The organism is Pedobacter paludisoli, from assembly GCF_052344095.1.
In the GTDB taxonomy this organism is placed as follows: domain Bacteria; phylum Bacteroidota; class Bacteroidia; order Sphingobacteriales; family Sphingobacteriaceae; genus Pedobacter.
Genome location: NZ_CP179926.1, coordinates 1,637,530 through 1,660,281 on the forward strand (window position 1 = coordinate 1,637,530; position 22,752 = coordinate 1,660,281).

Consider the following 22,752-nt stretch of genomic DNA (forward strand, 5'->3'; position numbering starts at 1 on the left):
ATTAATTTATAGCTATTAAAAAATTTGTACCGCTTAGCTGTCCGCCAGTATATATTACTGCACTACCTGAAGAGGGATTATAACATTGATAGTTCCCGCCCCCAATATAAGATTCTATCACTAACGCATGACCTTCTCCGTTAGGTCCTTGATTTGGAAGCATTGTAGCCACTTGTTTTCCTGATGCTAATGTTGGATTTAAGTCTGAGGGTATGATTGATGTTGCTTTCAAAGTTGAGGCCATTAAGTTCTCCATAATACTAGTTGAAACTGTCACTCCATGCAAATCGCCATTACTATCATAAGAAAAATCCCAAGGATTATTTTGTGAGGCATATAAATTGTAGTAATACTCAGGTGAATAACTCGAGCCGGTGGTACTACTCGATTGGCTTAAGTAACACAATAAATTAAAAACACAATTCCCTGGATCCGTTGGGTCATATGTACCTGGGTCGGTAGTCATATATCCTCCAAAAAATTGTCGCATTTCCTCATCGTCCACGATTTCAAATTTACTTTCTAGTTCTGCAAATTGTAATTTAATTTTTTTCATAATTTAATTTAGATTTCTGTTTTAATTCATTATTAAGGTTGATACTAAAGTTATTATTATTAAACACTATAACCTATTCAAAACTTAGCGCAAACGTTTGCACGTGAAAATTAATAATAGAATACACTTTTAATGCATTTAATCATAATAACGAAAATATTCATTCACAAAAAACCACAAAATAGTAAACAAAAAAAATACATGAAATAAATTATCAAACAAAAAAACCTTAAAGGAACATTAAAACAAACGTTTGTGTTAATGGACAAACCAGTCCACTTGACCCCTATTAGCCAAATTAGCAACAAATTAAAAATCAATATTTTACAATGAATTTATTTCTGGCGAGACGGGGTCAATCTATCCTGGTTTACCCAATAGAGAATTAAAACTAGAAATTAAAAATTACCCTCAAACCAGATGAACCATTCACTATGTGAAGCGAGGATCTAATTATTTGAATCTTAAACTAACATCCCAAAAATATCCTGAGCTATGTTGCTATTTAGCTTTCCAAACTTATCCAAGACACTTACTAATCCAATTTTTCCTTTATAGTTCCTATGGTGATAATTACCATCAATCATTTTTGGTTCTACCACGGGATTAGGAAGCAGCAACATACCAGTTTTAGCTCCCCAAAAGTCGTTGTAAACATAAATTTGCCTCAAATCTTGTACAGACAAATTATCGTACCGATAATTCTTCCACTTGGTGTCAATGATACAAACTTCATTGGTTTCTCTATGGTGCAACACAATATCTGGACGCATAGTTTTGGTTTCCCAAAAACGCTTACCATCCTGTCCTTTTACTACCCAATCTTTTGAACCCCGCTGAAGTTTAATTAAAATATACTGTTCCCATAAATCATTCATATCAAATAAAAGGGCTAACATGTGTTCAGAACCTGATTTTACGTTTGGAGAATATTTTAAAATGATAAGCCTTGCAATATCTAGCGCAATTTTATAAGGGGCATTTTTTCGATTAAATGACAACCGATCAAAAGTAGCTTCACCAGCGTTGATATTGGTTACCTCGGGAAAATTTAATCCAATGCTTTGGCATTTTGTAAAGCGGTACGTTCCTTCTGAAAGTTTTGTTACGATGTTTAAGGCCTGTGCCAATATCTGATGTATCAAATGGTCTTTACCATAAACTTGATGGGTTGTAAAAAACCGCTCCTTGTGTATCAGATTATTTCTGATTTGACCAGCAAATTCTATTTTCCCTTTTAACGCATCTACGTTCTTGGTGTCTTTGTAATATTGTTTGATAAGACCGTTTCTAATCAGATGTTCCACTTCTTTAATGAACCAGTCGAAATAGATGTCTAACAGGTGGATGCTTTGTTTACTAACCTCTGCATGGCCTACTTTATTCACTTGTAAACCACGAGTTAAACGAAGCATTTCAATCAGCACATCACGCCACCTATTGGCCTCCACGGTATAACCTTCAATCTTCGGCAACACCTCAATCAACAGGTTGTTTACTTGCAGTACGCCAACGTAACTGGTAAAGCGGATACCTCGGTGCATCACTTCAAAATATTGGCCACGATGCAAATCGTTCAATTTAACCAAAGCATCAAAATGGCGTTCATCAAAAATAACCCCACCGTAAGATTGGTTAATCAAAAGTCTCTGGTATTCAAAAACCTGTATAATTTGTTTCTTACCCACCTGTCAGCAACGTAGTCAATGAATTGATAATCGAAGTTTCGCTTATGGATTTGATGGCAAACACTTGGTTTACTTCCGGCAGCACCATGTCTGCACCGTTTATCAAAGGAAATAATATTTGTTGTTGCGGTTGACTAACTTCTACAAAACCATTACCCAATACCAAAGCTATTTTTTCATCATCATGGTAAAAATACTCTTTCAATAAGGGAATAATGCAGTTATTAAAGGCATTGGCCAGATCGTATTCATTCGCTACACTGATTAAATAGCTGTGCCCAATCTGATGGTCGGCGTCAAGCAAAGCAACAATACGTTTGTTGATAACCTGCAGTACTTCCGCTAACTGAATTCCTGCAATTGTTGATAAACCCAGATATTCTGGCATCATCTCCGTAAAACTGAACCTTCTACGCAAAGCACTGTCCAAAGCTTCAACACTTCTATCTGCAGTATTCATAGTACCAATAATATAAAGGTTCGAGGGTACCGAAAATTTTTCTTTGCTATAAGGCAAGATCACTTCTAAGGCCTCTGCTTCTCCAGCTCTTTTACTTTCTTCTATCAAAGTAATCAGCTCTCCGAATATGGCTGAAACATTCCCACGGTTAATTTCATCTATGATAAGTACATGTGGTAGAGCTTGTTTAAACGTACTTGCGTTTGGTTTGGTAGCGTTGTTATTCTTTAGCCAATTATTAATATAGTTCAGCGTAGCCCAATACGCTGTAGAATTCATCCCTCCAATAACAGCCCTAAACTCCTTATCTATATTCTTCACAAAAGCAACATCAGGGATGGCCTTATGTAGTTCTTTTAAGCGAGTGTATGAAACCGTATAATCTAAACCCGACTCAGAAGCTGGAGTTAGCAATAGGTTACCATTGTTGGTAATTTGGGTTACATTTAACCCTTTACCAGCTGTAAGAATATCAAGCCTAAATTTATTACCATTCGAAAGATTTGTTTCAGCATTTTCTAGTAAAGCATTCCAAGCGTCATCGAAATGATAGTCTTTATTAAATTCTTCTTCTACAGGCACAATTCTGGCCTTATCACATAGGCTTTTAAAGATGCCATCTTTAATTTCGTAAACTACAGAACGTACACCGTCTTTATCCTCTTCAATGACTGGTTTAGTCCCCTCAACGAAATCCTCATAGCTTAAGCTTTGATGGAAAGTAGTGAATACGATTTGCCCCTCGTCAACCTTTTGCTCATAAAGTTCTTTCAGCTCTTTTCTATGTTTGCCATTGGTATCAACCCCTAAAATATCTAAAGCCTTATTGATGGTGTTAAATGTTTTACCCGTACCTGGAGGCCCGTAAAGAATTTGGTTTTTGCAGTGTGTCAATTGAGTTTTAATTAATTTATCATCATTTATTTTAACAGCATCAATGTCTATAGAATCGATCTCCGACTCTTTAGCATTGTAATCACAAAAAGCACCATCATATAAGCCTAAAATAGATATTTCATCTGCACTATATGAAGCAGGAAGATTTGACGCATTCAGCTTTTTCATCAAGTTATCTTTGCGTATTCTTCCTTTTCCGATATTAGGGCTGTTATCTCTAAATTGCTTATTTAATTCGTTATCAAAAAAAGCTGTTTCATTAATTTTCCAAACACCGTTTTCTTTATAGAGCTGAAAATCAAGCTTATTTGTTTCAGGCTTTTCACTTAACAATACAATCTTTCTATAATTGTCCTCATTTGCGTAAGTTTCAGGATTTACTACCACCTGTTCCGAAAGCTCTTCATCGAAGTCAAGCTTGAAAAATGCTTTTTTAAACGGGCGACGAATAGTAAAAATAATTAGGTCAAGATTTAAATAGAAGAATTTAAAAGCCTGTAACCAAGCACCATTCATTCCCTCAATATTCTCTATAACTTTTTCAAAGTAAAGATTTTGCCCATCATTACCCCAATGTTTTGCTTTCCACAAATGAATTTTGCTATCGGCAATCATAAAAACGTAAACAGGTTCTAGCGAAAAATTATCAATAAGATTTAGATCTCCAAAATAGGTTGTGCCTTTAACTGCTTGGTAATAAGCTTCTGTAATCTGTTCGGGCTTGTTTGTAATGCTTATCCTTCCAAAAAATATTTTCATACTTGAGCTTAGATTAATTTATATGGTGTATTTATGAAACTTTTAGCTGGAAACAGGTTTGGGAAAACAATAGATATTTCTTCTTCACTTTCCTCATTCTCATCATGACTATCCCGTTCCTGTTCGCTTTCTTGTTGTTCTAATTCGTCGTCATCTTCTTCTGGAGAACTACTTGAATAACTACAGCTACCTTCACCGTCTATTTGTATCTCATATTCCTTCCCATCATAGGTGGTGAAACTACAAAAACCATCTTCGTCAACTTCCGGTGGACTAAAATGGGTATCATCTAACCAACCGCCATTTGGCCAATTGATTTGAACCAAACTTCCATCTTCTACTTCTACATCGAGTTCATACGTATTTCTTGTTCCGGTATCAGGATTATAATACTCAATTTCTGCGCAATAGGTGCCGTTATATTCTTCATCTTGCTCATAAGAGGTATAAGTACTCGAATCATCAGAAGATGAGTTGTCTTTTTTACAGGATGTTAAAACCAGTAAAAAAGGATTATGTAAAATTGTTTCATGGTTATTAGTGTATTTATCTCGAGACTTCAAATCAATCTCTCAATTCCATCAAAATTTCATCAATCTCCCATTCATTTAGAACAACTCCATCTGCAACACTTTTCATTTTGCACCCCAAACCGTCAAAAAAATAATGAAAGGCAACTTGACCGTTTACTTTAAGTACACCTTGTTGTTTATTCTCTTTTAGTTTTAAACGCCAAGTTCTGTTTAAGTCGGGACAATTGAAAATTAAAAACTTTGGTAAAACACCTGTTCTTTCAAACACTAAACTGCCGCCACTTAGAATGGTCAATTTAATGATGGGATGACTGACTTTATTCTCCATACTCAATATTGCCCTCAGCTACCATACCCAACTGTTCCTCAGACTCAGCAACCGTACTTCGGCTCCGCTCAGTAACCGTTACCTGCCCATTCATCAACATAGGCAACAGCCAATCTCGTAATTTAGCAAGTTCTTGGTTTTCTTTTAAATTAAGTTCTCTTTTTCTACGGAGATTAAATGCTATTTTCTCAAATTCTATTTCAATTTCTTTAGACGGTATAATAAAGTTTAATTTTTTTATACCCTTAACATTAAAACTCTTAAAGAAAGCCCCTTGGTCGGTGTTAGACTTGATTTGCTTTTGAATATCATACCCTCTAAAAGACAAAAAGAAATAAGTCGGATTTATGTTTAGTGGTCTGATTGCAGTTATATTTCTGCCAATACCCGCCTTAATTTCTTGAGATGCTTGAGCAGTTGCAGCCACTCTTCCAGCGTTAGTAATGAGAATATCATGTTCATTTATTTCAATTCTACTCGTCCAATTTTTATAATCATTATCACTTACAAAGTATTTATAACTAATATCAACCAATCCATTATCTAAAATATTTTCTAATTGCAACAAGTATTTATTTCTATCATTCGCGGAATAGTCAGGTTTTTTTGAGTGAAGACAATCTACAATTTTTGCAATTTTCGCTATATTCTTCACCTCCCAACCCTCAGGAATTTCTCTCTTCAAAGTTTCATTATAAACCATTTTACCACCTGAATATTTGTAAGGCTTACTTTCTGTATTAGGAAAATCAAACTGTACAAACCAATAATCATAGAGCGTTTTGGCCATAGCCTCTAGCTCAGCATTGATTTTATTATTCAACTCGATTTTATCATCTAAGACAGATAAAACATCAGCTATTCTTATTTGAGAAGTATAATCCCTCCAAACAATCTCCAGATTTTCAAATTTCTCTCTGGATATATATGGAATTGTTGTTTGTGATGCTATTTTTTTTAATGAATCCCTATAAAGAAGAAGTTGATAATACAAATAATCAAGGTTAATTTTATCTGAAGGTATTAAGCCAATAAATGTTTGGTTTGTACAAAGATCAACCGTATTAATTGCTACAACTCCTATCGTTGCACTGCATGAATAAATAATACTATTTTTCGGCAGTACTTTTAGATTCATTTCATTGATTGTTGATTCACTTACGTATTTGTTACTTTGTGTTCCATTTATATACTTGCCTTCAATATCTTCAATTCGACACCACGGTATTTTCCCATCAAATAATTTGGGTTTATCTCGCATTGGAACTATAAACTTTATCCCCAAAACCTTTAAAGTAACCTTAGTCATAGCGCAACCCTTTAATTTGTTCCTGAATTTTCTGGTCTAAGGCGTTTCCTTCGGCAAAAAGACTTTGCAGGCGGCTTTCAAATTCATCCATTTTTTTGGAGAATTCCTCAGCAGTAATATCTACATATTCAATTTTTACCTCAAAATACTGTCCGGCAGAGAAGCTGTAATTTTTGGCAGCTATCTCTTCTTTGGTCACTACTACCGAAAGGTCTTCTACGGCTTGTTTAGCATTAAAGGTTTCGATGATGCGGTTTTCTTCGGCAGGGGTTAATACCGTGCGTTGGTTTTTGCCTTCTTTTACGGTTTCACCCTGTTTAGAGGCATCCATCAAAATAATGTGTTCGCTATCGGCTTTTTTATCCAAAAACAAAACCGAAACGTTGGTACCCGTACTGGCAAAAATGTTGGATGGCATACTCACCACACCACGCAGCCAACCATTGGTTATCAATCGTTCCCGAATTTTCTTTTCAATACCGCTTTGTGCCGTAATAAAACCCGTAGGCAATACAATAGCCGCTTTTCCAGTTTCGCTCAACGAATGCATAATGTGCTGAATGAACAACAAATAAATCGCCATCGATTCTTTCTTGCTTTTCGGAATATTCGGGATTCCGGCAAAGAAGCGTTGTTTGAAAGCATCCTTTTCTAAATCGGCATGAAAGTCGGAGAAATCCAACTTAAACGGCGGGTTGGAAACAATATAATCGAACTTAGTATCTAAATAGTTGGGTTGCGCTATGGTATTGGTTTTAATGATATTCGGGATGGAATGCGTGAGGTTGTTCAACACCAAATTCAAACGCAACATATTACTCGATTTTTGCGAAATGTCTTCCGAGTAAATGGTGCAATTTTCTTCACCAATCTGGTGGGCAATACTCATCAAAAGTGTACCTGATCCCGCCGAAGGGTCATAAACTTTAGCTCCTTTTACCGATTCGGGCACCATAATTTGTGCCATGATGCGTGCAACAGCATGAGGTGTGTAATATTCGGCATATTTTCCTCCTGAATCGGTATTGTAATCTTTAATTAAGTACTCGAAAATCGTAGCAAAGAAATCGTATTTCTGTTCAAACATTTCCTCAAAAGAAAATTCAAACAATTTATTGATTAAGGCTTTGGCAAAAGCATCACGTTGCGAACTGTCTGAGATAAATTGAGTCAATTCATCAAACAAAGTATCTTTAGCTCCTGAGAACGATTTTACAGAGAATACTTCGGCATTTTCAATCGAAATTTGGCGTAAGGTATCATCAAATAATTTTCCAAAATCGGAGTCGTTTTGCTTGACAAACAAATGCGAAATTAAATGTTCGGGTTGCAAACGCGGAATGTTTGGATCTAAGGCAGCCAACAAAAACTGGTAGTCGTCTTCGCTTAAATTGCCTAATCCTTCTGAGAAATTCTTTGCTTCGTCTAAATCAGGCATTTCCTGCTTTACGGCATAGCGGAATTTATCATTCAGGAATTTATATAAAAATACTTGGGTAATGATTTTAAATTCGTTTCCGTCATTTCCTAAACCGTAGTTGGCACAGACACTTTTTAGGTTGTCGATGAGTGCCTTGGTTTTGGTCATGAAGTTGATGTCTTGGGTCATATTTCCTTTTTTTATTCTAAAATATTATTTTGTTTTCTGTGGCTTCGGCTCCGCTCAGCCACCGAAGTCACTGTTTGTTTTTCCAATGAGATTCATTCATACATTCAGCAGCTTTTTTTAATTCTTCCTCGCATCCGTTAATCAACGCCTCTTTCTTTTTTCTGCTCCAACCTTGTATTTGTTTTTCTCTATAAAAGGCTTCGTCAATTCTTTGGTATTCTTCATAATATACCAGTTTTACAGGTAAATGTTTTTTAGTATGATTGGCTCCTTCTCCCGATTGATGTTGTTGAAGTCGTACTTCAAGATCTACGGTACTTCCCGTGTAATAAGAACCATCAGCGCATTCTAATATGTACATATAGCCTTTCATTTATTTTTGTTTCTTCGGCGTCGACTCCGCTCAGCCATCGAAGTCAAATGGGTGACTGAGCGGAGCCGAAGTCATCTGTATTGATATTGTTGTAAATACTCATTTACAATTAAATTATTAATCGTTTCTGTGGTTGGAAAATCCAACGGTATATTTTCATTCTTTTTAAATTCCTGCACTACCAATTGCAGTAAATAGCGTTTAAAGAAGGCTTCATTTTTCAGTACATCTTCCTGTCCTTCTAGTTTACTGTCTACTTGTTGTTTTACTTTCATTAGCGCGTTGTGCAATTGGGTTTCTTTGGCATTAAGCGTTCCTTTCTCACTGAGTCGTTTATGAATACGGGCATATTTTTCATCGTTTTCATACTTCGCCTTAAACAAAGCATTTTTACGATTCAGCTCTTTGGCTTGGTCGTAGATTTTTTGCAGTAAATGCATGTTTTCTACCATATCGGCCTGAGATACTTCGCTTAAATTTTTCTTCTTGAAAATGCGTTCCAGTTCTTCGCGCAAACTTACAAATTGTGGATCGGTTTGGTCAAAATTATGTTGTAGGGATTCACGGGTTTTTCGCAAAATGTTTTTGAATTCATCCGCTAAAACCAGTTCGCTTTCATCTACTTTAATGAATTGGAAAACGATGTCTTCTAAAGCCGTGTTCAATAAATTAGCCGAAGCTTCTTCATTTCCGATACTTTCTACAAAATTAAGGTTGTCCAATCGACCTTGCGCTTCAGCTAACAAACGGTTCCAGATGTCAAAATCGGCAATACCATCTAAAGCTTCATAACCATTAACCGCAATGATGTTTTTGAGTTCTTTGGCCGTACGCAAAGCTTTAATCAAACGCATCAACTCCTTTTTATCGGTAAGCTGTTCAATTTGCTGCGAAAACAACTCTCGGTTTTGTGTATCGTAATGAAATAAGGTTTCTTTAATCTCTTGTATTTCCTGTTGTATTTCTTCTTCGGATTTGAAAAGGTGGGAATACATTTCCATTTCATCACCTAATTGCTCTTGTAATTCGTCAAAATACAGTTTGTTGGTACGATCAAAGGCTTTAGAAATATCTGCAAAATCGACCACATAACCGTATTGGTACTTTTTATACGGACGGTTAACACGGGTTAAGGTTTGCAATAAATTGTGATCCTGAATGACACGAGCCAAATACAATTTCTTCAACCGCTTGGCATCAAAACCAGTCAGCAACATATTGTATACAAACAAGATATCTACCTTTGCTTTCTTGTATGCTTTAATTAATTCTTTACGAGTTAATTTGTCGTTTTCATCGTGTAAAATCAAACTTGCCGTTAAGGTAGGTTCGTAATGCAAACCGTATTTGGCTTGTGGCTCGGCTGCCATTAAAATACTGGCATCCGTTTCCTGAACACCATATTTATCCTGGAATAATCGGAATAATTCTTTTGCCTGATCGGCAGAGTCACAAACTACCATTCCGCCCAAAGAAATATCTTGCTGATCTCTTCGGAATTTGATTAAATCTTTAGTGATATAATCCAATAAAGGTGCTGCAAATTTAGGATGCGCATAAATTTGTCTGGTCGAAATATCGCCTTGCAAGATCTTGATTTGATCCATCACCTCCTTCATTTCCATCTTGAAGTTGCCTTCAATTTGTTCACGAATCAAACGTAAGGTATAACCATCAGCAATGGACATGTTGTAGTAGTACTTGTGGATGTAGTTCCCGAATAACAATTTTGAATCGTATTCTTTGGCTACTTCTTTCAACAAAGGCGTTCCGGTTAAGGCAATCATCACCGCTGAACGATCGGAATTTAAAAGATGCCCTAAATAACTTCCTTTTGGGTTGTAACTACGGTGGGCTTCGTCTAAAAAGTAAACTCGTTGTACATTGATATCATACACTAAATCTTTGGCAGAAACGGCATCTTCCGAGAATTTCTGAATATTAACTACGGTAATCTCAGGCACTCCAGAATCGTTATGCAAAGCACCTACGACTTGCAAATCCTTGATGAAGTCGTCTTTGGAATTGACTTGTTTTACTTTTAGTCCGCGATTAGCAAATTCACTCGAAGCCTGAATCAATAAATCCAAACGGTCAACAATAAAATAGAATTTCGGGATGATTTGCTTTTTGGCGTAGTATGTCGTTAAATGTTTTACATTGTAATAAGCCAAAGCGGTTTTACCTGAACCTTGTGTATGCCAAATGATTCCTTTGTTTTGGCCAGCTTCCAGTTTGGCTTCTATGGCTTGGGTTGCAAACAACTGCGGATAACGCATGATGTGTTTTTGATGCGTTACTTTCCCATCGTTTTCCTCCTCTACATAAACAATCGCAAACTGCAATAAAAACTGCAATCGTTCTTTGCTGAACAAAGAGGTCAGAATACGGTTGGTTGGTGTGTTTTCTTGTTTATTCGTAATGTATTCCGGACTGTTTTTTATCACAATGAGATTATTGTCTTTTAACAGTGCGTTCTCTGATTGCTCATCAATGGTCAAAAGCCTTAACTTTACCGGATAATCGGCATCTTCTCTGAAATAGTTGAAGTGTACATGCTCATAAGCAGGCGTGGCGTAAAAAGCCCCGAAGATTGGTTCTACAATTCCGTCTTCGTATTCCATGTTATTAGAGAAAACCAATAACTGTGTGATGTTTGCAAAACGTCGGAAATGTTTGTTCGCAAAACGCTTGTTAATACGGTTTCGCTCTGCTATGACTCCTTCTTTGTTGTGGGGTTTCTTTACTTCAATAAACGCCAACGGCATTCCATTAATTAAAATCGTAATATCGGGACGGAATTCTTCATCGCCTACTTTACAAGTTAGCTCGGTTGTTACATGAAATTCATTATTAGAAAAATCAGCAAAGTCGATTAATTTTATTCCTGAAGTAGCGGTTAATCGTTCGTAAAACTTCTTACCTAAGTCTTCGTAATCGAGTTCGAGATTGATTTCGTCTAAAATACGTTGGGCTTCTATTTCTGAAATCTCATTTAAAGCGGCAATTTTCGGAATAAATATCGAAGGAAATATATTGTTGTCTTCAATTCTATTTTGCTGACTTAAAGGGATGTATTCATATCCCAAACGCATTAAATGCAATAGGGCTGGAATTTTTACTCGGGAATCTTCGTTAAATTTCATTAATTAAGGACAATATTCGCCCTCAAGATAGCTAAAAAAGAGCATTCTAAATACCGGAGAAGAGGAATAAAGTAAATAGGCTCTTGAAAAGAAAAACATTAACTCGCCACATCTTAAAATTCACAAGTTCTATACTTTATTTCCAAACCATTTATTCTTTTGACAAACAAGACACATTATAATCTCAACAGTTGATGTTTGTACATTTAACGGAAACAAATCAATTACTTTCCAATACAAAACTTCGTAAAGATATTATCCAACAGATCGTCGGTAGTAACGGTACCGGTAATTTCACCTAAGTAATGTAAGGCCTGTTTAATGTCCATGGCTAAGAAATCGGAAGTAACGGGATTATCAACATTATCCAATACACGTTGTAAGGCATTTTCGGTTTGTTTCAACGCTTCCACATGGCGAATATTGGTTACCAAGGTTTCGCTGGTGTTAATGTGATGCAGATTTACTTGTTCAAGTAAGGTTTGTTTCAGATCATCGATACCCATTTTATCTTTTGCGGCGATAAAAACAGCATTCAATTGTTCAAATTGTTTACGTTTGTTGGCATCCAGCAAATCAGACTTATTGATTAACAGCAAATACGGAATCTCTAGGCGAACCAATCCCGCCAATTGATTTTCAACTTCATCAACCGACTGGGCAGAATCGGCCATATAAATAATCAATTTCGCCTGTTTCATTTTCTCTAGCGTACGTTCTACGCCTAGCGCTTCAATTATATCTGCTGTATCGCGAATACCGGCTGTATCGATAAAACGAAATACCACTCCACCAATATTCAATTCATCTTCAATGGTATCGCGCGTGGTGCCTGCAATGTCCGAAACAATGGCACGTTCTTCATTCAGCAAGGCATTTAGCAAGGTCGATTTCCCTACATTTGGTTTTCCGGCAATTACAATTGGTACCCCATTTTTTATCACGTTACCCATTTCAAAAGAAGAAATGAGTTTACGTAAAACCGATTGAATACGGTTTACAAGATTTTTTAATTGATCGCGATTCGCAAATTCTACATCTTCTTCAGCAAAATCGAGCTCCAGTTCAATCATCGATGCAAAATGAATCAACTGCTCACGCAAACCTTTCAGCTCGTTGGCGAAACCACCACGCATTTGCTGCATCGCCACATCGTGCGAAGCTTTACTGTTTGACGCAATTAAATCGGCCACAGCCTCAGCCTGACTTAAATCAAAAGCACCATTTAGAAAAGCACGGAGTGTAAATTCGCCTGGTTTAGCCGCACGCGCACCCTTTGAAATCAACAGGTTTATAATTTGCTGAATAATGTAATTAGAGCCGTGACACGAAATCTCTACCACGTTTTCTTTGGTATACGATTTTGGTGCGACAAATAGACCGGCCACCACTTCGTCAATTAACTGTTCGTCCTCTTTTATTAAGCCAAAATGCAGTGTATGCGAAGCCTGCTTTTCTAAATCCTTACCCGAAAAAACTTCATTCGTTAACCGAATCGCATCGGGACCGGATAATCGGATAACGCCAATAGCCCCCGATCCGGGAGGAGTAGACAAAGCAATAATGGTATCGGAATTTTGCATGAAATACAGGTCTGTTTATTTGGCAAAAATAGGTTTTTTGTTCGATATTATACCTTCGCTCTGTCATCATATCGAAAGCTTATCGCAAAGAAGAGTTGAATTAGAAGTTTACAAAAAAGGTTAACTGATAAGCGAATTGGCTATATATTCAAACAAAATCCTACAAATGGCTGTTGTCATTCAAATCAACAACGCTATATGAAAGAATTCCCACTCACCGTTAAACGATCATTAGAATTATTAGGAATTACGCTAATAGTTGCCATTTTGTACGTTGGAAAAGATATTTTCATGCCTATTTTAATGGCATTTTTCATCAGCCTGATGTTATTACCTATTTACCGTTGGTTATTAAAGCATCGCGTTCCTGAATCTATATCGATCATTTTACCCATTTTTATAGTCCTTTTGGCTTTGGGAGGGATTGTTTGGTTCTTCTCCTTGCAGATCGGCATATTAGCCGATGATTTCCCTCAAATTAAGGAAAATGTAAGTAAGCATTTGCAATCAATTAAAGAGTGGATCAGTGGTTTCACCGGTATCAACACCCAAAAACAAACCAAATTTATCAACGATAAAAGTGATGATCTTATAAACATGGGTGGAAAAATGGCCAGTGGTGCGGCCGTAACACTGAGCAGTGTTTTTGTATTTGTAGGTCTTTTACCCATATACATTTACCTTATTCTTTTTTATAAAGATAATTTACTGCGGTTTTCATTTATGTGGTTCAAGGCTGAAGATCATTCTAAAGTTAAGGAGGTGGTGTATCAAACAGAATCCATTGTTAAAAGTTATTTGGTCGGATTGCTTATTCAAATTACCTACATGACCATCTTATTGGGTGGAACGTTATGGCTTTTAGGCATTAAACATGCGCTGCTAATTGGTGCGCTTTTCGCTTTACTAAACCTCATTCCCTATGTAGGCGCCTTACTTGGAAATGTATTAAGTATGTTAATTACCCTTACTTCTTCTACTGAACTTTGGCCCGTTTTAACCGTAGTGTTGGTAATTGCGGTGGTACAGTTTTTAGATAATAACATCTTGATGCCGCGAATTGTGGGTTCAAAAGTAAAAATCAACGCGCTGTTTACCATCATGGGTGTTTTTTTGGGAGGAGCCATTGGAGGTGTTGCAGGTATGTTCCTTTCGCTGCCCATTATTGCCATCCTAAAAATTATTTTCGACCATACCGACCAATTTAAACAATGGGGAGTACTATTGGGCGACGAACGCCCGGGAAAAAGTCCGATGCGCTTTCCCTCTTTCAGAAAACAAACAACAACTAAAACGAAAAGCGGCGTGATTCCTAAAAAATAACCGCTTAATTAGCGGTAAATTATTTATTTTCAACTTGAAAGGAGGTTCATTAAATAATAAAAACGATTAATTTTGAACCACATGCGATGAAAACAACCGTTCAAAACAGCAGTGGAATTGACAGCAAAATTTTGAACGATATGCTAGTAAAACAACCGTTCAAAATTGCAGGTATTAACCGAAGAACGCCCGTCGATCCCGAATGCTCCTATCGTGTGGACAGATCTTCTATATAATTAGTTTCTTTGTATATGCAAAAAAGAGGTTTTACAAATTTGCCCGATTCACGTTTAATACGTCGAGGGAATAAGAACTTAGATATCCTATTTAGAAATTGCGTTCACTCTATTCGTCAGCTTAGCAAGGACGAGGCAGAAGCAAAGGGTTTTTATCGATTCTTATCGAATAATCGTGTAACTGAAGAAAGCATCATTTCAAATTTAACCTCTAACTGCCAATCCGCTTGCCACGGGAAATATGTTGTTTGTATTCAAGATACCACAGAAATAAACCTAAGTAGCCATAAAAATAGAATAAAGAAAGATTCGTTTATCGGCACTACCAATGCCAAGGGCGATTTCGGATTGGGTTTTATGCTTCATCCGAGTCTTGTCCTGGATGCAGTTAATGGAACTCCTTATGGTTATGCAGATATCAAACTATGGAATAGACCGCTGGAATTTCGTTCAAAGTTTGAGCGAGAATACAGTAAATTACCCATTACAGAAAAAGAATCTTACAAATGGATAGAATCATCGAATAATACAAAAACAGCATTATCCTCTTGTGTTGAAGGAATGGTGATTATACAAGATCGAGAAGGAGATATATACGAGCAATTTGCCGTTATACCCGATGAGAAAACAGACCTTTTAATACGTGCAAAAAGCAACAGAAGACTAAAAGACAAAAGCAAACTATTTGACTGCCTTTCCAATCAAGAAGTGCAGGATATTTATGAAATAGTAGTAGAAGCGAAAGAGAAAAGGCCAAAGAGAAAGGCTAAAATAGAAATCAGATATAAAGAAATAGAAGTATGCAAAACAGGCACTACAAGTAAAGAGCTTCCAGCGAGTACTAAGCTTTATCTCATAGAAGCAAAAGAAGTTGGCTATAGTGGGGCAGATAAAATATGTTGGAGGCTATTAACCACCATAGCAGTAACCACGCCTTCTATGGCTAAGTTATGCATAGAATGGTATAGCTGGCGCTGGACAATAGAAGAAGTGTTTCGGATACTTAAAAAGGAAGGATACAATATTGAAGCCAGTGAATTAGAATATGCCTCATCTATCAGAAAACAAACCCTTATGATCATGGAAGTGGTGATAAAGTTATTCCTAATGCGCCTAGCATACGCTGAACCAGAACTCTCGATTGATGCACACACATGTTTCAATGATGAGGAACAGCTATTTATGGAAGAACAAATAATCAGACTTGAAGGAAAAACCCAGAAGCAGAAGAATCCTTATAAGGATAAAGATCTGAAAAGATATGTATGGGGATTGGCTAGAATGGGAGGTTGGAAAGGATATGAAAGCAAAAGAACGCCAGGGATAACTACGATCTGGATTGGATTAAAATACTTTAGGGCTGCAAAAGAAGGATGGGACACACATAGAGATCTGTCCACACGATAGGAATGCTCGGGATGCATACCAAGCAGCGGAAAAAAACAAAAACAGGAGCAGCAACACTCGAATCTGTACAACCGAGCATTGTTCTATTCAGTTTTGTGGGAGTAATTAATATTGGTTACTAAAAAATCTCCCACAAAACCAGCGAGATTATTTTTGTTTCGAGTAATGGCCTTGCGCCCAAAGCTGCCTAGCCGGATCGACAAAGGCTTTTGGTTACTTTTGGCCCACAAAAGTAAATGCCCTGCCGGCAACAGGCAAGCAAGGGAAAGAGCGTAGACAAACCCAAATAAAGGAATAGTATCTTTTTACCCCAGAGCGCAGCAAGAATTTCCACAAAGAACGCGGAGATTTGTATTCATTAATAACATCACAAAGCGAACTGTTTTTCATGAAAATACTTCATTCATCAGCCTAACAACAACCTCCTAAAACAAATCAAAAAAACGCTTAAAATAAAAAAAGCTCCTAAAAAGGAGCTTCTACAATATTTATTCCTGCTAAAAAAGAGATGTTTTCTTCGTAAGATTAACAAAAATCGCTACTACATGAAGATTACATGCGTTCAGGCGAGGTTATCCCCAACATTTTCATACCTGCATAAATTACATCCGCCGTTTTCTTACATAAATTTAAACGAAATTGCTTCTCAGCACCCGCTTCTGTTTTTACAATTGCTGGAATTTCGTGATAAAATTTATTAAACAATTTGGCTAATTCATATAAGTAATTTGCCAAACTTGCCGGACTATGTGCTTTTGCAGCAATCGCTATTTCTTCAGGATATTTCGCCAATTGCAAAATCATTTCCAATTCCACGGGCAATAGAGCATTCGTGGGTACGCTCGGTTGTAAATAGTAATTCGCTTTTGTCAACAACGACTTAATCCGTGCGTGAGTATATTGAATAAACGGTCCGGTGTGTCCTTGAAAATCGATGCTCTCCGCAGGGTTAAACAACAAGCGTTTTTTAGGCTCCACTTTCAACAAAAAGTATTTTAAAGCTCCTAAACCAATGTTTTTATACAACTCTTCTTTTTCCGCATCGCTAAAATCGTTGGTTTTACCCAATTCTTCCGTTTTCTCTTTAGCGGTACTCACCATGCTTTCAATCAATTCATCCGCATCAACCACGGTACCTTCCCTACTTTTCATCTTCCCGTGAGGTAAATCAACCATGCCATACGACAAATGATACAAACCTTTTGCCCAACTTTTGCCTAATTTCTCTAAAATTAAGAACAACACTTTAAAGTGATAATCCTGCTCATTACCCACCACATAAATCGACTCTTCCATACCAAAATCATCGTATTTCATTTTGGCAGTACCCAAATCTTGTGTAATGTAAACAGAAGTACCATCCGCACGTAGTACTAACTTTTGATCTAGGCCATCGGCTGTTAAATCAATCCAAACCGAGCCATCCTCCTTTTTAAAGAAAACGCCCTTTTCTAATCCCTCATCAACCGTATCTTTTCCTAATAAATAGGTATTACTTTCGTAATAATATTTATCAAAGTCAACACCCAACTCTTTGTAAGTGGTAGCAAAACCGGCGTATACCCATTCATTCATGGTTTTCCAAAGCGAAACTACAGCCTCATCGCCTTGCTCCCATTTCAAAAGCATGTGTTGCGCTTCTTTAATTAAAGGTGCACTTTTTTTCGCTTCCTCTTCCGTTTGTCCTTCTGCCTTTAACGCATCAATTTCTTTCTTATATTCTTTGTCAAAAACAACATAATATTTACCCACCAAATGATCGCCTTTTAAACCCGAGCTTTCTGGTGTTTCGCCATTGCCCCATTTTTGCCAAGCCAACATCGATTTGCAAATATGAATCCCGCGATCGTTCACCAAATTCACTTTCGTCACCTCGTAACCATACGCTTTGAGTAATTCGGCAACCGAATACCCCAATAAATTATTACGTACGTGCCCCAAATGCAGCGGTTTATTGGTATTAGGCGATGAATATTCTACCATAACCTTTTTGCCATTCGAAGGGAAAGTCCCGAAATCGTCCGCCAAAATCTGACTATTAAATTGTTCCAGATAGTAGCTCTCTGCAATGCTCAAATTAAGAAATCCCTTAACCACGTTAAATTTGGTAACTTGTGCCACATGTTCTTGCAAATACGTCCCTATTTCGGTAGCTGTTTGCTCGGGCGATTTCTTCGAAAATTTCGTAATCGGAAAAACAACAATGGTTAATTGCCCTTCAAACTCTTTACGGGTTTCTTGTATATTGATAACACTTTCCTCTATTTTTTGATTATAAAGTTCAAAAACGGCTTTCTGTGTTTCGGTAATAATAAAATTCATGGCCAAAAATAGCTAAATAAGCTGAAAGCAGAAAACCTGCCGCACAAACAAAAGCAGTATTTCCATTAAAATCGGCACCAGCTTTTGCGGCAAAATTTAGCAGAATTTGATACTCGTATAAATTCTAATAGCTTTGTGAAACTACTTATTAATTTAAAGATGAGAAACTCAAATTTCAACGTGCAGGTAAATACAGAAATAGGAAGACTACGTAAACTACTGATTCACAGCCCCGATAGTGGACTAGGCAAAGTGGTTCCTTCGAAAGCACAAGACTGGCTTTTTGAAGATATTGTACACTTAGAAACAGTGCGTAAGGGCGAATATGATTATTACCTGAAACTTTTAATGTATTTTCTCGATCCGCAAAAGATAAAAGGAAAACTTGCAGAAATAGATTCAGCAGAAGCAAATCGTAATTTCTACAAACCCAATCATCCCGATTTCCATCATTCAGAGTCGGTCATCGAGGTTCAAAATTTATTAGGCGATATTCTTAAAAACGATTCCATTCGTAAAAAATTAGTCGCAGCGGTGTGTGCCATCGAAGGCTGTACCTATAAAATGCAATTGCAATTGGTTGATACTGCCCCGGCAGAATTAGCGGAAATTTTCATATCAGGTTCGCTGGCAAACGACACCATGATTTTCCCGCCAATCCCGAACTTAATTTTTACGCGCGATGTGGGTACCACCATCAACAACCACATTTTATTAAACAAACCCGCAAAAAAAGCCCGCGTGCGCGAAACACTTTTAATGCGGTACATTTTTTTCAATCACCCCATATTCGAAGCGTATCAAAACAATATTTTAGAAATTCCGGATGTAACCATGCATTTCTTACGCCCGGGCGATGAACCAGCCTTTAGCACTACGTTAGAAGGTGGCGATGTGATGATGGTTAGTCCCAATCACTTGCTCATTGGCTGCAGCGAACGAACATCTGAACATGGCGCCAACGAAGCTATCAAACTACTTTTCGAGCAAAATGTAGTCGAAAAAGTAACGGTAGTAAAAATTCCAAGCAAGCGCGATTACATGCACTTAGACACGGTTTTCACACAAGTAAAACGCAATACTTGGGTTATTTTAAATTCCATTGCCCATTCGCCTAAGTTTAACGCCAATGAGCCGATAAACTTTTTAAAAGAACCCGAGCAAATAGAAGCCACAACGGCCATTCAATTTAGCAAAGCAAATCCGGGTAAGCCGAAATATTTCGAACATGTAGAAGCTTTACTGAACGACATCAGTCAAAACGATTTAAACAGTACCGAACCAACCCAAATTATTTACAGCGGAAACAATACATTCCCATACGATAGCCGCGAACAATGGACCGATAGCTGTAACCTTTTAGCGCTTAAAGAAGGAGTTGTAGTGGGCTACGACCGCAACGATAAAACTGTTGAAGCCTTTAAAGATGCTGGTTTTAACGTGGTAAACGTTAAAGATTTAATTGCCGATTTAGAAAGTGGTAAAGTTGATACCGAAACCATTACCGACACTTTAATCTTAATGCCTTCGGCAGAATTATCACGCGCACGCGGTGGTTTCCATTGCATGAGCTTACCTATTTTACGCGATAATTTGTAATACCTGGACTTATGAAACAAAACACCAATCATCTCTTAATGATTCGCCCGGTAGATTTTAAATTTAACGAGCAAACTGCCGGAAACAATAAATTCCAAGAAGAAGATACGCAAAGCGATGTTCAAGCCGCAGCCTTACAAGAATTTGATGGTTTCGTGGATATTTTACGTCAAAATGGTGTGGATGTAACGGTAATTAATGACAGCCTAACGCCGGAAACCCCCGATTCCATTTTCCCGAATAACTGGGTTTCCTTTCATGAAGATGGCTCGGTTTATCTATATCCCATGTTCTCCGAAAACCGACGCGCAGAACGCCGCCCTGAAATTATAGAAGAGTTAAAAACGAAATTTTGCCTAAGCCACGTGAGCGATTTAAGCTTTTTTGAACAACAACATCTTTTTTTAGAAGGTACCGGTAGCATGGTGCTCGATCGCGAAAACCGAATCGCCTACGCCTGTCTGAGCGTGCGTACCGACGAAGAAGTACTCAACAATTTCTGTATGCTAACCGGTTATGAACCTTTGCCCTTCCAGGCGGTAGATGCCGATAATTTCCCCATTTACCACACCAATGTGATGATGTGCATGGCCAATCAATACGTAGTCATTTGCTTAGATTCCATCAAATATCCTGAAGACAAAGAAAATCTGCTACAAGCATTCAAACAGACCAAGAAAACCGTTATCGAAATCAGTTTGGCGCAAATGAATCATTTTGCAGGCAACATGCTTCAAATCACGAATAAAGAAAATGAGCCCTTATTGGTTATGTCAGAACAAGCGTATGCATCCTTAACAGAAACACAAATTGCCAGCTTAACCGCATTCAACCGTATTGTACAGGCCCCTCTTTACACCATCGAAAAAAATGGCGGAGGCAGTGCCCGCTGCATGTTAGCAGAAATACATTTACCAAAAATTGAATCGAATTAAATCCTGTAAAACACGACGAAGAATCTACAGAAACCTAAACTATTTTAGCGCCCACCGGTAGATTCTTCGTCACAGGAAACACCTCCATCCCACTAAAAAAACTCTTCAACAGCTGTTTTTGAAAAAAGCTGAGGAGCAAAATTAACCAGATAAAGTTCCTTTTTAGCCCGGGTTACGGCGGTATACAACCAACGTAAAAAATCCAAATCAATCATTTCTTCGGTCAGGTAACCTTGGTCCGCAAATACCGCTTCCCATTGCCCACCCTGCGCTTTATGACAGGTAACGGCATAGGCAAATTTTATCTGCAAAGCATTGTAATACGGGTCTTCCTTTATCGCCACCAAGCGCTTACGACGGTCCGTAATGTGCGCATAATCCTCTTCTAGCCCATCAAAAAGCCGCTTCGAATCCGAATAAGGCAAATTTGCCGATTCCAGGTTTAGCGTATCCAACATCACTTTACAACTAATCTGGCCTGCCGCCGGAAAATCAAAAAACTCCAAGGTTGCATCCGCAAAACGAAAACCATACCGCTCTTCCTCCCCGCGCACCCGAATCACTTTTGCCATATCGCCATTCGCAATGAAAGCCGTTTCCTCGTTCTCTGGGAGCCAAAAATAATTGTTTCGCACCACCATAATCTGGTCACCACCTGTCAATTCCTCTTCCCGGTACAGCAAACGAGCACGAATTTGTTGGTTGTATACATTAGCCGATTTATTCGACCGACAAACCACCAAGGTATTTTCAATGCCAAATTTCCGATAGGCATACTCCAAGCCCTCCACCAAACGCATTCCGGTCATCGCAAAAATATCCGTATATCCTTTCGTTAAAAATTTAGGTAAAAAATTTTCCGGCTTGCGCGCAATTTGATTCCGAAGCATGGTTGCATTTGCCAAAATCCCCGATTTCTTGCCTTGCCGCACCACCTCTTTCAATTCAATGGAGCGCACCACTAAGCCAAATTTATCCTTCAAATATTGCTCATTCAAAGCTGGGCTCTCCAAACTCCCCACCGGTGGCAACTGTGCCGTATCGCCCACAAAAAGCAAAAAACAATTTTTACCATTGTACACAAACTCCAGCAAATCACCCAAAATGGTCGAGCCCGAGTCCAAAAACTCATCGGCAATCATCGAAGCTTCATCTACAATAAACAGGGTATTTTCCGACACATTGGGTGCCAATTGAAACTGCATTTCCGGCGAAGCAGCTGAACGCTTCCGATAAATCCGTTTGTGAATCGTTAAAGCCTTCCGATTCGAATATTGCCCCATCACCTTTGCCGCACGCCCCGTGGGAGCCAACAACTCACTGTGCAATTTAAACTTATTTAAAACCTTTACCAAGGCCGCCACCGAAGTTGTTTTTCCCGTCCCCGCGTAGCCCTTTAACACAAAACACTTATCCTCCTCATCCGCCTGCAAAAAGGCCGCCATCTGCGCGCAAAAAAGTAACTGCTCTTTCGTAGGCACATGCGCGTACGCATCGGCAATAAGGTGAGAACCAACACCTATCATTTTCTTGTAAACTTGATTTATTTATTTTTTTATCGTTTTAGAAAAGCAAAAGCAGCACCATTCGGTTCCTGTCCTCCGGCTTTCCGTTGTATCTTTTTTGCCAGCTACCCGCTTATCCAATCGCCCAATGCAAAAAAGGATGCCACTTCAATCCGGTTTAAAA

The 22,752-nt window shown here is 37.9% G+C and carries 16 protein-coding genes; 4 read left to right on the forward strand and 12 right to left on the reverse strand.

Annotated elements, in window-relative coordinates:
• Position 1 precedes the first annotated feature (1 nt).
• From ACJVDK_RS06425 to mnmE, 10 genes are all read right to left on the reverse strand, one after another.
• Positions 2–556, reverse strand: a complete 555-nt coding sequence (locus tag ACJVDK_RS06425) for a hypothetical protein (protein WP_443939458.1) — start codon at positions 554–556, stop codon at positions 2–4.
• A gap of 464 nt (positions 557–1,020) precedes the next feature.
• Positions 1,021–2,199, reverse strand: coding sequence for an McrC family protein (locus ACJVDK_RS06430; protein ID WP_443939459.1), 1,179 nt, complete (start codon positions 2,197–2,199; stop codon positions 1,021–1,023).
• Positions 2,200–2,236: 37 nt separating this feature from the next.
• Positions 2,237–4,360 carry an McrB family protein gene (locus ACJVDK_RS06435; RefSeq protein ID WP_443939460.1) on the reverse strand — a complete coding sequence of 708 codons (2,124 nt, stop codon included), beginning with the start codon at positions 4,358–4,360 and terminating at the stop codon, positions 2,237–2,239.
• Positions 4,361–4,368: 8 nt separating this feature from the next.
• The gene (locus tag ACJVDK_RS06440; protein WP_443939461.1) at positions 4,369–4,923 is read right to left on the reverse strand and encodes a hypothetical protein; all 555 of its coding nucleotides are present in this window, start codon (positions 4,921–4,923) and stop codon (positions 4,369–4,371) included.
• A gap of 1 nt (position 4,924) precedes the next feature.
• Entirely contained in the window at positions 4,925–5,221 is a 297-nt protein-coding gene (locus ACJVDK_RS06445; RefSeq protein ID WP_443939462.1) for a hypothetical protein, read from the reverse strand.
• Positions 5,211–6,530: a restriction endonuclease subunit S gene (locus ACJVDK_RS06450; RefSeq protein WP_443939463.1), complete on the reverse strand. Its 1,320-nt coding sequence runs from the start codon at positions 6,528–6,530 to the stop codon at positions 5,211–5,213. Before ACJVDK_RS06450 ends, ACJVDK_RS06445 begins: the two co-directional genes overlap by 11 nt.
• Positions 6,523–8,139, reverse strand: a complete 1,617-nt coding sequence (locus tag ACJVDK_RS06455; RefSeq protein WP_443939464.1) for an HsdM family class I SAM-dependent methyltransferase — start codon at positions 8,137–8,139, stop codon at positions 6,523–6,525. Before ACJVDK_RS06455 ends, ACJVDK_RS06450 begins: the two co-directional genes overlap by 8 nt.
• Before the next feature lie 67 nt (positions 8,140–8,206).
• On the reverse strand, positions 8,207–8,500 hold the full coding sequence (locus ACJVDK_RS06460; RefSeq protein WP_443939465.1) for a GIY-YIG nuclease family protein: 294 nt from the start codon (positions 8,498–8,500) through the stop codon (positions 8,207–8,209).
• Positions 8,501–8,583: 83 nt separating this feature from the next.
• Complete coding sequence (locus ACJVDK_RS06465; protein ID WP_443939466.1) at positions 8,584–11,658, reverse strand: type I restriction endonuclease; 3,075 nt, start codon at positions 11,656–11,658, stop codon at positions 8,584–8,586.
• Positions 11,659–11,882: 224 nt separating this feature from the next.
• Complete coding sequence (mnmE, locus tag ACJVDK_RS06470) at positions 11,883–13,241, reverse strand: tRNA uridine-5-carboxymethylaminomethyl(34) synthesis GTPase MnmE (protein ID WP_443939467.1); 1,359 nt, start codon at positions 13,239–13,241, stop codon at positions 11,883–11,885.
• Between the two features lie 198 nt (positions 13,242–13,439).
• Here mnmE and ACJVDK_RS06475 point away from each other — a divergent pair, with 198 nt between their 5' ends.
• Together ACJVDK_RS06475 and ACJVDK_RS06480 are read left to right on the forward strand one after the other, a co-directional pair.
• Positions 13,440–14,564, forward strand: a complete 1,125-nt coding sequence (locus ACJVDK_RS06475) for an AI-2E family transporter (RefSeq protein ID WP_443939468.1) — start codon at positions 13,440–13,442, stop codon at positions 14,562–14,564.
• 251 nt (positions 14,565–14,815) lie between these two features.
• Entirely contained in the window at positions 14,816–16,207 is a 1,392-nt protein-coding gene (locus tag ACJVDK_RS06480) for an IS4 family transposase (RefSeq protein WP_443936453.1), read from the forward strand.
• Positions 16,208–16,759: 552 nt separating this feature from the next.
• Here the strand turns inward: ACJVDK_RS06480 and argS are convergent.
• Entirely contained in the window at positions 16,760–18,529 is a 1,770-nt protein-coding gene (gene argS / locus ACJVDK_RS06485) for an arginine--tRNA ligase (RefSeq protein WP_443939469.1), read from the reverse strand.
• A 159-nt stretch (positions 18,530–18,688) separates the two neighbouring features.
• Between argS and ACJVDK_RS06490 the strand changes: the two genes are divergently transcribed.
• Both ACJVDK_RS06490 and ctlX read left to right on the forward strand, forming a co-directional pair.
• The gene (locus ACJVDK_RS06490; RefSeq protein ID WP_443939470.1) at positions 18,689–20,128 is read left to right on the forward strand and encodes an arginine deiminase family protein; all 1,440 of its coding nucleotides are present in this window, start codon (positions 18,689–18,691) and stop codon (positions 20,126–20,128) included.
• A gap of 11 nt (positions 20,129–20,139) precedes the next feature.
• A complete protein-coding gene (gene ctlX / locus ACJVDK_RS06495; RefSeq protein ID WP_443939471.1) occupies positions 20,140–21,063 on the forward strand; it encodes a citrulline utilization hydrolase CtlX in 924 nt (307 codons plus the stop codon).
• A gap of 92 nt (positions 21,064–21,155) precedes the next feature.
• Here the strand turns inward: ctlX and ACJVDK_RS06500 are convergent, their stop codons facing one another.
• A complete protein-coding gene (locus ACJVDK_RS06500) occupies positions 21,156–22,589 on the reverse strand; it encodes an ATP-dependent DNA helicase (protein ID WP_443939472.1) in 1,434 nt (477 codons plus the stop codon).
• Between the last annotated feature and the right edge of the window lie 163 nt (positions 22,590–22,752).

What these genes read in the sequence shown, in the direction of transcription:
- ACJVDK_RS06425 (WP_443939458.1), bottom strand. Translation starts at nt 556, where the DNA reads ATGAAAAAAATTAAATTACAATTTGCAGAACTAGAAAGTAAATTTGAA.
- ACJVDK_RS06435 (WP_443939460.1), bottom strand. Translation starts at nt 4,360, where the DNA reads ATGAAAATATTTTTTGGAAGGATAAGCATTACAAACAAGCCCGAACAG.
- ACJVDK_RS06445 (WP_443939462.1), bottom strand. Translation starts at nt 5,221, where the DNA reads ATGGAGAATAAAGTCAGTCATCCCATCATTAAATTGACCATTCTAAGT.
- ACJVDK_RS06450 (WP_443939463.1), bottom strand. Translation starts at nt 6,530, where the DNA reads ATGACTAAGGTTACTTTAAAGGTTTTGGGGATAAAGTTTATAGTTCCA.
- ACJVDK_RS06455 (WP_443939464.1), bottom strand. Translation starts at nt 8,139, where the DNA reads ATGACCCAAGACATCAACTTCATGACCAAAACCAAGGCACTCATCGAC.
- ACJVDK_RS06460 (WP_443939465.1), bottom strand. Translation starts at nt 8,500, where the DNA reads ATGTACATATTAGAATGCGCTGATGGTTCTTATTACACGGGAAGTACC.
- ACJVDK_RS06465 (WP_443939466.1), bottom strand. Translation starts at nt 11,658, where the DNA reads ATGAAATTTAACGAAGATTCCCGAGTAAAAATTCCAGCCCTATTGCAT.
- mnmE (WP_443939467.1), bottom strand. Translation starts at nt 13,241, where the DNA reads ATGCAAAATTCCGATACCATTATTGCTTTGTCTACTCCTCCCGGATCG.
- ACJVDK_RS06475 (WP_443939468.1), top strand. Translation starts at nt 13,440, where the DNA reads ATGAAAGAATTCCCACTCACCGTTAAACGATCATTAGAATTATTAGGA.
- ACJVDK_RS06480 (WP_443936453.1), top strand. Translation starts at nt 14,816, where the DNA reads ATGCAAAAAAGAGGTTTTACAAATTTGCCCGATTCACGTTTAATACGT.
- argS (WP_443939469.1), bottom strand. Translation starts at nt 18,529, where the DNA reads ATGAATTTTATTATTACCGAAACACAGAAAGCCGTTTTTGAACTTTAT.
- ACJVDK_RS06490 (WP_443939470.1), top strand. Translation starts at nt 18,689, where the DNA reads ATGAGAAACTCAAATTTCAACGTGCAGGTAAATACAGAAATAGGAAGA.
- ctlX (WP_443939471.1), top strand. Translation starts at nt 20,140, where the DNA reads ATGAAACAAAACACCAATCATCTCTTAATGATTCGCCCGGTAGATTTT.
- ACJVDK_RS06500 (WP_443939472.1), bottom strand. Translation starts at nt 22,589, where the DNA reads ATGATAGGTGTTGGTTCTCACCTTATTGCCGATGCGTACGCGCATGTG.